Consider the following 11,954-nt stretch of genomic DNA (forward strand, 5'->3'; position numbering starts at 1 on the left):
TCTTCGAGAGCAGGGGACGAATTAAGTGCTCGACGTCAACTTCTTCGACGAGCTGCGCATCGGCCTGGCCACGGCCGACGACATCCGCCAGTGGTCGCACGGCGAGGTCAAGAAGCCCGAAACCATCAACTACCGCACCCTCAAGCCCGAGAAGGACGGACTCTTCTGCGAGAAGATCTTCGGTCCGACCCGGGACTGGGAGTGCTACTGCGGCAAGTACAAGCGCGTCCGCTTCAAGGGCATCATCTGTGAGCGCTGCGGCGTCGAGGTGACCCGCGCCAAGGTGCGCCGTGAGCGGATGGGCCACATCGAGCTGGCCGCTCCCGTGACGCACATCTGGTACTTCAAGGGCGTGCCCTCCCGCCTGGGCTACCTGCTCGACCTGGCGCCGAAGGATCTCGAGAAGATCATCTACTTCGCCGCCTACATGGTCACGTGGGTGGACACCGAGGCCCGCGAGCGCGACCTGCAGTCCCTGGAGGCGCGGATCTCGGTCGAGAAGCAGCACCTGGAGCAGCGCCGCGACTCCACCGTCGAGGAACGCCACCGCAAGCTGGAGGCCGACCTCGCCGAGCTGGAGGAGCAGGGCGCCAAGGGCGACGCCCGCCGCAAGGTGCGCGAGGGCGCCGAGCGCGAGATGCGCCAGCTGCGCGACCGCGCCCAGCGCGAGATCGACCGCCTCGACGAGGTCTGGAACCGGTTCAAGAACCTCAAGGTCCAGGACCTCGAGGGCGACGAGATGCTCTACCGCGAGATGCGGGACCGCTTCGGCAAGTACTTCCGCGGCGGTATGGGCGCCCAGGCCATCCAGGACCGGCTCGCCAACTTCGAGCTGGACGTGGAGGCCGAGAAGCTCCGTGAGACCATCCGCACCGGCAAGGGCCAGAAGAAGGCCCGCGCCCTGAAGCGGCTCAAGGTCGTCTCGGCGTTCCTCAACACCACCAACAGCCCCATGGGCATGGTGCTGGACTGCATCCCGGTCATTCCGCCGGACCTGCGTCCGATGGTGCAGCTGGACGGTGGCCGCTTCGCGACCTCCGACCTCAACGACCTGTACCGCCGTGTCATCAACCGCAACAACCGCCTCAAGCGGCTGCTGGACCTCGGCGCGCCCGAGATCATCGTCAACAACGAGAAGCGGATGCTGCAGGAGGCCGTCGACGCGCTGTTCGACAACGGCCGCCGCGGCCGTCCGGTCACCGGACCGGGCAACCGTCCGCTCAAGTCGCTGTCCGACATGCTCAAGGGCAAGCAGGGCCGGTTCCGCCAGAACCTGCTGGGCAAGCGCGTCGACTACTCCGGCCGTTCGGTCATCGTCGTCGGCCCGCAGCTGAAGCTGCACCAGTGCGGTCTGCCCAAGCAGATGGCCCTGGAGCTGTTCAAGCCGTTCGTGATGAAGCGCCTGGTCGACCTGAACCACGCGCAGAACATCAAGAGCGCCAAGCGCATGGTGGAGCGGTCCCGCCCCGTGGTGTGGGACGTCCTCGAAGAGGTCATCACCGAGCACCCGGTTCTGCTCAACCGCGCCCCGACCCTGCACCGCCTGGGCATCCAGGCCTTCGAGCCGCAGCTGGTCGAGGGCAAGGCCATCCAGATCCACCCGCTCGTGTGCACGGCGTTCAACGCCGACTTCGACGGTGACCAGATGGCCGTGCACCTGCCGCTGTCCGCCGAGGCCCAGGCCGAGGCGCGGCTGCTGATGCTGGCCACCAACAACATCCTCAAGCCGTCCGACGGCAAGCCCGTGACCATGCCCACCCAGGACATGATCATCGGCCTGTACTACCTGACGACGGAGAAGGCGAACGCCAAGGGCGAGGGCCGCTCGTTCCTGTCCCCGGCCGAGGCCATCATGGCCTACGACCTGGGCGACCTGGACCTGCAGGCCCGGATCAAGCTGCGCATCGCCGACGGCGCCCCGGCCCCGAAGGACTGGACGCCGCCGGAGGGCTGGCAGCCGGGCGAGCCCTACACCCTGGAGACCACCCTGGGGCGGTACCTCTTCAACGAGACCACCCCGGTCGACTACCCGTACGTCAACTTCCAGGTGGGCAAGAAGCAGGTCTCGGTCCTGGTCAACGACCTGGCCGAGAACTACCCCAAGGTGCAGGTCGCCACGACGCTGGACGCCCTCAAGGACGCCGGTTACCACTGGGCCACCCGGTCCGGCCTGACCATCGGCATCGAGGACGTCGTCGCGCCGCCGCGCAAGGCCGAGATCCTGGAGGGGTACGAGCGCAAGGCGGACAAGATCCAGCGCGAGTACGACCGGGGTCTGATCACCGACGACGAGCGCCGTCAGGAGCTCACCGAGGTGTGGACCCAGGCCACCACCGAGGTCGCGCAGAACATGGAGGAGAACTTCCCCGCCGACAACCCGGTGTGGATGATGGTCCAGTCCGGCGCCCGAGGCAACCCGATGCAGGTGCGCCAGATCGCCGGTATCCGCGGCCTGGTCTCCAACACCAAGGGTGAGACGATCCCGCGTCCGATCAAGTCCTCCTACCGTGAGGGCCTGTCCGTGCTGGAGTACTTCATCTCCACGCACGGTCAGCGCAAGGGCCTGGCCGACACCGCCCTGCGTACCGCCGACTCGGGTTACCTGACCCGTCGTCTGGTGGACGTGGCGCAGGACGTCATCGTCCGTGAGATCGACTGCGGCACCGACCGGTCGCTGTGGCACGAGATCGGCGAGAAGAACGCCGCCGGTGTCGTGGTGCGCAAGCACAACGTCGAGAACACCGGTTTCGGCCGGACCATCGCCGAGGACGTCCTGGACGCCGAGGGCAAGGTGGTCCTGCCCGCGCTGAGCGACACCTCCGAGCAGAACATCGACAAGCTGATCGAGGCCGGGATCACCCGCGTCCGCATCCGCTCGTCGCTGACCTGCGAGGCCAAGATCGGCGTGTGCAGCACCTGCTACGGCCGCTCCATGGCGACCGGCAAGCCGGTGGACGTCGGTGAGGCGATCGGTATCATCGCGGCCCAGTCCATCGGTGAGCCCGGTACCCAGCTGACCATGCGGACCTTCCACATGGGCGGTTCGGCTGGTCAGGACATCACCCACGGTCTGCCCCGTGTCCAGGAGCTCTTCGAGGCCCGCATCCCCAAGGGTGTGGCCCCGATCTCCGAGATGGAGGGCCGGATCCGGATCGACGACACCGAGAAGAGCCGCAAGATCGTCGTCATCCCCGACGACGGCACCGACGAGATCGCCTACCCGGTCCCGATGCGCGCCCAGCTCCTGGTGTCCGACGGCGACCACGTCAAGGTCGGCCAGCAGCTGATCCAGGGTGCGATCAACCCGCACGAGGTCCTGCGCATCCAGGGTCCGCGCGCGGTGCAGCAGCACCTGGTGTCCGAGGTCCAGGAGGTCTACAAGTCGCAGGGTGTGTCCATCCACGACAAGCACATCGAGATCATCGTCCGCCAGATGCTCAAGCGGGTGAACATCCTGGAGTCGGGCGACACCGAGCTGCTGCCCGGTGAGATGGTCGAGCGGCCCAAGTTCGAGCGGATCAACCGCCGCGTCGTGTCCGAGGGCGGCCAGCCCGCGGCCGGGCGCCCGGTGCTGCTGGGTATCACCAAGGCCTCGCTGGCCACGGAGTCCTGGCTGTCCGCGGCCTCCTTCCAGGAGACCACCCGGGTGCTCACCGAGAACGCGATCCACGGCAAGAGCGATCCGCTGCTCGGCCTCAAGGAGAACGTCATCATCGGTAAGCTCATCCCGGCCGGTACCGGTATTCCGCAGTACCGCAACATCCGGGTGGAGCCGACCGAGGAGGCCAAGGCCTCGATGTACTCGGTCTCCGGGTACGAGGAGCCGAGCGAGTACACCTTCGGTCAGGGGTCGGGCGAGGCCGTCCCGCTGGAGGAGTACGACTTCGGGCCGTACAACCGGTAGCGGTTTGCTGTACTGACGGCGGCGGTCTGCCACCCTCCCGCGCGGGGGGTGGTGCCGCCGCCGTTGCGCGTAGAGGGTCCGCTGACGCGGACGGGAGACGGCGCTACTGCGCTGGCGGGAGAGGCACAGGTGACTGATAACGGGGGAGAGCGGCGGGACTCCGGTGCGGGGGACTCGTGGTTCAAGCCGAGTGAGAACCGCTACCGCACACAGTCGGAGTACCAGGACCCGCTCGAGGGCGAGGAGGACGGGGAGACCGTCTTCCCGGACAGCGGAGGATACACCGGGCTGAGTTCGTCCCGCCCGGCGCTTGTGGAGCCGTACCCGGAGGCGCTGGGCGGCCCGCCGCCCGCCGCCCCCGGCATCTCCTACCCGGGGGCCGGGGCCTCGGCCTACCAGCCCCTCACCCGGATCCCGGGGGAGCGGGAGGATCCGGGGCTGCCGGGCGTGGCCGCCAGCGCGCGGGTGCCCCTGCCCGAGGAGCAGTCCGCCGAGGGCCCGCGGACCCAGCCGATCCCGGTCCCGGGCGACGGGGACGCCCCCGAGCGAGAGCCCTCGCCGTGGGAGGCCGAGCCGCTTCACGACACCGCGGGTTCCGGCCAGCCCTGGGGCGACACCGGTGCGACCGCGTCCGGCGGTGGCACCGGGAGCGGTGCCCGGTCGTCCTCTCCGGAGCGTTCCGGGGCCGACGAGCAGGGCGGCGCGCCCGCCTCCTCCGGCTGGGAGGGGCCGTCCGCCGACGCGGAGCCCCGTCCCTGGGAGCCCGCCGCCCCGGGTGGCGGGTACGGCTCGGCCGCACGGGACTCCGGGGGACTCGGCGGCGCCGCGGACAGCGGCGCGCCCTGGCAGGCGCCGGCGTCCGACGCCGGTCAGCCCTGGGACGCGTCGGTCCCGGGGGCCGGATCCTCTGGCACCGCTGCGTCCGGGAGGGCCTCATGGGACGACACCCGTCCCGCCCCGGGGGCGGACCACGGTTCCGCCGGGTCCGGATACGGATACGCGGAGCAGGGCCCGGGCTTCGGTGCCTCCGGCTCCCCGTCGTGGGAGGGGCCCTCGGCGTACGGTTCGGCCGAGCGGGGAGACGACGAGCTGGGCGGGGACTCCTGGGAGGCGTCGGGGTCCGGCGCCGACCAGCCCTGGGCTTCCGGTGACGGCGGGCACTCCGACACCGCCTGGGGGACGGGTTCCGACGGCCGGGAGTCCGCCGACCAGCGGCCCTGGGACGCGTCGGCCCCTCGATCCGGGACCGCCGACGCCGACGAGACGCGGTGGGACGACGCCCCCGCCTCCCCGGCCGTGCCCGAGGGCGGCGCCTGGTCGCCCTCCGCGGACCGGCCCTGGGCCGACGAGCAGGGCGGCGCGCCCGCCTCCTCCGGCTGGGACGGCGCCTCCGCCGACGCCCGTTCCTGGGAGCCCGGCGCTTCCGGCGCGGAGTACGGCTCCGCCCCCGGGGCTCCTGAGGGCCGGGGCGGAGCCGTGGACGGTGGTGCGTCCTGGGACACCGGGAGCCCCGCCACCGCCTGGGACGACACCGGTGCCTCCGCCTCCTCCGGCTGGGACGGCGCCTCCGCCGACGCCCGTTCCTGGGAGCCCGGCGCTCCCGGTGCGGAGTACGGCTCCGCCGGGTACGGGGAGCGGGACTCCGGCGCCGCCGGGGACCAGGCCGCAGAAGGAGCCTCCATCGGGTGGCGGGTCGACGTCCCCGAGCCCGGCGAGGCCCCGTGGGACGACGGCGCCGCCTCCGCCCCCGCGGACCGGCCCTGGGCCGACGAGCCGGGCGACGCGTCCGGTTCCTCCTGGGAGGGCTCGCCCGCCCCGGCCGACGCCCAGCCGTGGGAGACCCGCGCTCCGGACGCGCCCGCCTCCCGGGAGCCCGCCGGCGGTGACACCGGTCAGCCCTGGAGCTCCGCTGACAGCGGTGTCTCCGGTGCGGAGTACGGATCCGCCGGGCACGAGGGCCCCGGCGGTGCCGACGAGCACGGTCGGGCGGCGTGGGGCGGTTCCGCCCCCGAGATCGACGAGCTCGGTCCCGCCTCCTGGGACGCTCCGGCGGCCGGCTCCGGTCAGCCCTGGGCCGCCGAGGACACCGGCTCCGGCCGGGCCCCGGCCGCCCAGCCGTGGGACGACGATCCGCTCGCGGGCGACGGCGCGCGTTCCCGGGCCTGGGACGGCGACGAACTGGGCGGGGACTCCTGGAGCGCCGAACGGCCCGCGGAGGACGCGCCCGCCCGGGGCTCCGACGACCCGCTCGCGGACGGGGCGGCGCGTGGCCGCTCCTGGGACGAGGACGAGCTGGGCGCGGGCTCCTGGGGGGACGAGAGGCCCGCGGGGGACACCGAGGGCCTGGACTCGTGGACGCCCTCCCGGGAGGAGGACGAATCCTGGTCGGGATCGGGCACCAACGAGCCGTGGACCGAGGGCGGGGGGAGCGGGAACACCTGGGCCTTCGACCGCAACGACCTCCGGCTGCCGGACGTGGTCCGCGAGGCCGAGCAGCGGCGCAGGGAGTCCGCCACCGGGCGGCCCGAGGTCGTCGACTGGGGCGCTCCCGACACCGGTGAGCTCTCCGCGGCGGTCCCCGACTCGGACGACCCCCTGGGCGCGATCGCCGACATGCAGACCCGTGCCCGTTCCCGGGACGAGGAGTCCGGGGGCGCCACCCAGATGTTCGACGCCAGGGAACTGCTCGGGGACGAGGACGACGGGGACCCCGACGACGACCGGGACTGGGCGGACGAGGAGCCGCGGGACCGCGGATACGGCCCCGACCCCGCTGACGAGGAGCCCGGGACCGACCGGGACGGGGAGTACGAGGACGGGTTCACCCCGGCGGACTACGGGATGCCCGAGCCCGCGGCGAGGAAGCGGCGCAGGGATCCCATCGCCGACGACTTCCCCGGCTTCGACGACCGCCCCCTGGGCGGGGAGCCCGGCGACCCCTACCCCGGCTACGACAGCATCGACTTCCTGGCCGACACCGAGCGGGGGGCGATGGTCACCCTGTGGCTGGGTGTGGCCTCGCTGATCCCGGGCGTCGGTCTGGTCACGGCGCTGGTGGCCCTGCTGGTCACCGGTCCCCGGGCCAAGCGGGCGATCCGCGACTCCCGCGGACAGCTCGACGGGCTGGGGTTCATCACGGCCGGCACGGTCTTCGCCGTCCTCGGCATCCTGGTGACGGTGATCTCCGTCGCCCTCTGGCTGGTGCTGTAGCCCCGCGGCCGTCCCCCGGCGACAATGGTCGCGGGGGACGGCCGGCCGGGATCCGGCCGGCCGCCGGGTAAACCGGGGGCGAAAGCACTCCGGGACCGCGTAGACTGGTGGTGACCCACGGCTATGTGAGGACCGGTTCCACGGTTCTCGCCGCGTCGCACACCGTTTTGACCACCCTGTTGGCAAGCGGTAGCCTGTGTGATTGTGCCCGTGAGTCGACGGGTCACACGTGTGTGTGCGGCGCCCCGGTTCTGGCAACGGTGACTGCGGCGCGCGGCGCATGTGAACCCCCTCCCATAACCGGTCGCCCGGACGTGCGTGAGCGCCTTTTTCCCATGCTCGGGAACCAGCGCGACACGCCCGACATCGGGGGTCGGGGGAGGTCCGGGAAATTCAGCAGGTCAATAGCGATATCGGCTACGAGAACCGGCGTAGGTCACGAGGAAGACGGAGACGCGGTGCCCACCATCCAGCAGCTGGTCCGCAAGGGCCGACAGGACAAGGTCGCAAAGAACAAGACCCCGGCGCTGAAGGGGAGTCCGCAGCGACGTGGTGTGTGCACGCGTGTCTACACCACTACGCCGAAGAAGCCGAACTCCGCTCTGCGTAAGGTCGCTCGCGTCAAGCTGAGCAGCGGCATCGAGGTTACGGCCTACATCCCCGGCATCGGCCACAACCTCCAGGAGCACAGCATCGTGCTGGTGCGCGGCGGTCGTGTGAAGGACCTGCCGGGTGTCCGCTACCGAATCGTCCGCGGCTCGCTCGACACCCAGGGTGTCCGCAACCGCAAGCAGGCGCGTAGCCGCTACGGCGCCAAGAAGGAGAAGTAAGCATGCCGCGCAAGGGCCCGGCGCCGAAGCGCCAGCTCATCACCGACCCGGTCTACGGCTCGCCGCTCGTCACGGCACTGATCAACAAGGTGCTGCTCGACGGCAAGCGTTCCATCGCCCAGAGCGTCGTCTACGACGCCCTGGAGGGCGCCCGCGAGAAGACCGGCCAGGACCCGCTCGTCGTTCTCAAGCGGGCCCTGGACAACGTCAAGCCCGCGCTTGAGGTCCGCAGCCGCCGTGTCGGTGGCGCGACCTACCAGGTGCCGGTCGAGGTCCGCGCCTCCCGGTCCACCACGCTGGCCCTGCGCTGGCTGGTCTCCTACGCGCGCCAGCGCCGCGAGAAGACCATGACCGAGCGTCTGATGAACGAGCTGGTCGACGCCAGCAACGGTCTCGGCGCGGCCGTCAAGAAGCGTGAGGACACGCACAAGATGGCCGAGTCGAACAAGGCCTTCGCGCACTACCGCTGGTAAAGCGGCGACCGAAACAGACCGAGGGACGACGAGCCTCATGGCTGCTAAGACTGTTCTTGACCTGGCCAAGGTCCGCAACATCGGGATCATGGCGCACATCGACGCGGGTAAGACCACGACGACTGAGCGCATCCTCTACTACACCGGTGTCACCCACAAGGTGGGTGAGGTCCACGACGGCGCCGCCACGATGGACTGGATGAAGGAGGAGCAGGAGCGGGGTATCACCATTACCTCGGCTGCTACCACCACCCACTGGGACGACCACACCATCAACATCATCGACACGCCCGGCCACGTCGACTTCACGGTCGAGGTCGAGCGGTCGCTGCGTGTCCTCGACGGTGCAGTCGCGGTCTTCGACGCCAAGGAAGGCGTGGAGCCCCAGTCGGAGCAGGTCTGGCGTCAGGCTGACCGCTACGGCGTTCCGCGGATCTGCTTCGTCAACAAGATGGACAAGATCGGCGCCGAGTTCCAGCGCTGTGTCGACATGTTCCGTGAGCGCCTCGGCGCCAACGCCATGCCGATCCAGCTCAACATCGGCTCCGAGGGCGACTTCAAGGGCGTCATCGACCTCGTGAAGATGAAGGCCTACGTCTGGAACGACGAGGCCGCGCTCGGCGAGATGTACGACACCATCGACATCCCCGAGTCGCACGCCGACGCCGCCCGCGAGGCCCGCGACCAGTTCATCGAGACGCTGGCCGAGGCCGACGACGAGATCATGGAGATGTACCTGGAGGGCCAGGAGCCCACCGTGGAGCAGCTCATCCCCGCGATCCGCCGCGCCACCATCGCCGGCACCGCCGTTCCGGTCCTGTGCGGCACCGCGTTCAAGAACAAGGGCGTGCAGCCCCTGCTCGACGCGGTCACCGCCTACCTCCCCTCGCCCCTGGACGTCGAGGCCATCGAGGGCCACGACCCCAAGGACGAGTCCGAGGAGACCAAGCTCAGCCGCAAGCCGAGCAACGACGAGCCCCTCTCGGCGCTGGTCTTCAAGATCATGAGCGACCCGCACCTGGGCAAGCTGACCTACGTGCGCGTCTACTCGGGTGTCCTGCAGGCCGGCACCCAGGTGCTCAACAGCGTCAAGGGCCGCAAGGAGCGCATCGGCAAGATCTACCGCATGCACTCCAACAAGCGCGAGGAGATCGCCGAGGTCGGTGCCGGTGACATCGTCGCCGTCATGGGCCTCAAGGACACCACGACCGGTGAGACCCTGTGCGACCAGGGCAACCCGATCGTCCTGGAGTCCATGACCTTCCCGGCGCCGGTCATCGAGGTGGCCATCGAGCCCAAGACCAAGAGCGACCAGGAGAAGCTGGGCATCGCGATCCAGCGCCTGGCGGACGAGGACCCCTCGTTCCAGGTCGCCACGGACGAGCAGACCGGCCAGACCGTGATCTCGGGCATGGGCGAGCTGCACCTCGAGGTCCTCGTCAACCGCATGCGCGACGAGTTCAAGGTCGAGGCGAACATCGGCAAGCCCCAGGTGGCCTACCGCGAGACCATTCGCAAGAAGGTCGAGGGGCACACCTACACCCACAAGAAGCAGACCGGTGGGTCGGGCCAGTTCGCCAAGGTCAAGATCGACCTCGAGCCCCTGGAGACCGAGAGCGGCGACGCCACGGGGTACGAGTTCGTCAACGCCGTCACCGGTGGCCGCATCCCGCGGGAGTACATCCCCTCGGTGGACGCGGGCTGCCAGGAGGCCGCCGAGCTGGGCGTGCTCGCGCACTACCCGCTCGTCGGCGTCAAGGTGACGCTGCAGGACGGCCAGTACCACGAGGTCGACTCCTCCGAGATGGCCTTCAAGACCGCCGGTTCGATGGCCTTCAAGGAGGCCGTCAAGCTGGCCAAGCCGACTCTCCTTGAGCCGGTCATGGCCGTGGAGGTCACCACCCCTGAGGAGTACATGGGCGACGTCATCGGCGACCTGAACTCCCGCCGTGGACAGATCCAGTCCATGGACGAGCGTTCCGGCGTCCGGGTCGTCAAGGCCCAGGTGCCCCTCTCCGAAATGTTCGGCTACGTGGGTGACCTGCGCAGCCGTACGCAGGGTCGAGCCAACTACTCGATGGTGTTCGACTCCTACGCGGAGGTTCCGTCCGCTGTCGCCCAAGAAATTGTGGCGAAGGTCCGCGGCGAGTAGTCGCGGACGCGTAACCCATCCGATCCCCCGGCCCCGGGCCGGGGACGGACCAGATAGCTCTGTACGTCTAGGAGACATCCAGTGGCGAAGGAAAAGTTCGAGCGGACTAAGCCGCACGTCAACATCGGCACCATCGGTCACATTGACCACGGCAAGACCACGCTGACCGCCGCCATCACCAAGGTGCTGCACGACGCGTACCCGGACCTGAACCCGTTCACGCCGTTCGAGGACATCGACAACGCTCCCGAGGAGCGCGAGCGCGGTATCACCATCTCCGTCGCCCACGTCGAGTACCAGACCGAGCAGCGCCACTACGCTCACGTGGACTGCCCCGGTCACGCCGACTACGTGAAGAACATGATCACGGGTGCGGCGCAGATGGACGGCGCCATCCTGGTCGTGGCCGCCACCGACGGCCCGATGCCGCAGACCAAGGAGCACGTGCTCCTGGCCCGCCAGGTCGGCGTGCCCTACATCGTGGTGGCCCTGAACAAGGCCGACATGGTGGACGACGAGGAGATCTTCGAGCTCGTCGAGCTCGAGGTCCGCGAGCTCCTGAGCGAGTACGAGTTCCCCGGCGACGACGTCCCCGTCACCAAGGTCTCCGCGCTCAAGGCGCTGGAGGGCGACGAGGAGTGGGGCAAGTCGGTCCTGGAGCTCATGAGCACCGTGGACCAGTTCATCCCCGAGCCCGAGCGTGACACCGACAAGCCCTTCCTGATGCCGATCGAGGACGTCTTCTCGATCACCGGTCGCGGCACCGTCGTCACCGGCCGCATCGAGCGCGGCATCATCAACGTCAACGAGACCGTTGACATCGTCGGCATCAAGGAAGAGAAGCAGACCACCACGGTCACCGGTGTCGAGATGTTCCGCAAGCTGCTCGACCAGGGCCAGGCCGGCGACAACGTCGGTCTGCTCCTGCGCGGCACCAAGCGCGAGGACGTCGAGCGCGGCCAGGTCGTCATCAAGCCCGGTACGACCACCCCGCACACCGAGTTCGAGGCCCAGGTCGTCATCCTGTCCAAGGACGAGGGTGGCCGCCACACGCCGTTCTTCAACAACTACCGCCCGCAGTTCTACTTCCGCACCACCGACGTCACCGGCGTCGTGACGCTGCCGGAGGGCACGGAGATGGTCATGCCCGGTGACAACACCGAGATGACCGTCAACCTGATCCAGCCGGTCGCGATGGAAGAGGGCCTGAAGTTCGCCATCCGCGAGGGTGGCCGGACCGTGGGCGCCGGTCGCGTCACGAAGATCCTCAAGTAGTACGCACGCCGGACGGCCGCTCCCCCGGGAGCCGCCGTCCGGCGTGGCGGGCGGGCCGCCCACACGGCGGCCCGCCCGCCACACCACAAGACGTCATCGGGCTCTGTGAC

General features: G+C 69.7%; 6 protein-coding genes. All 6 read left to right on the plus strand.

What is annotated here, in order from left to right; translation table 11 throughout:
- Window positions 1–25 precede the first annotated feature (25 nt).
- The 6 genes from FYW95_RS02995 (at window position 26) to tuf (ending at window position 11,844) form a co-directional block, all read left to right on the plus strand.
- Window positions 26–3,904, plus strand: a complete 3,879-nt coding sequence (locus FYW95_RS02995; RefSeq protein WP_159941455.1) for a DNA-directed RNA polymerase subunit beta' — start codon at window positions 26–28, stop codon at window positions 3,902–3,904.
- A gap of 129 nt (window positions 3,905–4,033) precedes the next feature.
- Window positions 4,034–7,114: a hypothetical protein gene (locus FYW95_RS03000; RefSeq protein ID WP_160049971.1), complete on the plus strand. Its 3,081-nt coding sequence runs from the start codon at window positions 4,034–4,036 to the stop codon at window positions 7,112–7,114.
- Window positions 7,115–7,572: 458 nt separating this feature from the next.
- The gene (gene rpsL / locus FYW95_RS03005) at window positions 7,573–7,944 is read left to right on the plus strand and encodes a 30S ribosomal protein S12 (RefSeq protein WP_017538026.1); all 372 of its coding nucleotides are present in this window, start codon (window positions 7,573–7,575) and stop codon (window positions 7,942–7,944) included.
- 2 nt (window positions 7,945–7,946) lie between these two features.
- Window positions 7,947–8,417, plus strand: a complete 471-nt coding sequence (gene rpsG / locus FYW95_RS03010) for a 30S ribosomal protein S7 (protein WP_159941457.1) — start codon at window positions 7,947–7,949, stop codon at window positions 8,415–8,417.
- A 37-nt stretch (window positions 8,418–8,454) separates the two neighbouring features.
- Window positions 8,455–10,569, plus strand: a complete 2,115-nt coding sequence (fusA, locus tag FYW95_RS03015) for an elongation factor G (RefSeq protein ID WP_159941458.1) — start codon at window positions 8,455–8,457, stop codon at window positions 10,567–10,569.
- 81 nt (window positions 10,570–10,650) lie between these two features.
- Window positions 10,651–11,844 (plus strand): elongation factor Tu, encoded by a 1,194-nt coding sequence (gene tuf / locus FYW95_RS03020; protein ID WP_159941459.1) that lies wholly within the window; start codon window positions 10,651–10,653, stop codon window positions 11,842–11,844.
- Window positions 11,845–11,954: the final 110 nt, after the last annotated feature.

Origin of the sequence: Nocardiopsis sp. FR4 (assembly GCF_009830945.1) — a bacterium.
GTDB lineage: Bacteria > Actinomycetota > Actinomycetes > Streptosporangiales > Streptosporangiaceae > Nocardiopsis.

Excerpts from the sequence above, each read along its gene's own strand:
- rpsG (WP_159941457.1), top strand. The coding sequence starts at position 7,947 with ATGCCGCGCAAGGGCCCGGCGCCGAAGCGCCAGCTCATCACCGACCCG.
- fusA (WP_159941458.1), top strand. The coding sequence starts at position 8,455 with ATGGCTGCTAAGACTGTTCTTGACCTGGCCAAGGTCCGCAACATCGGG.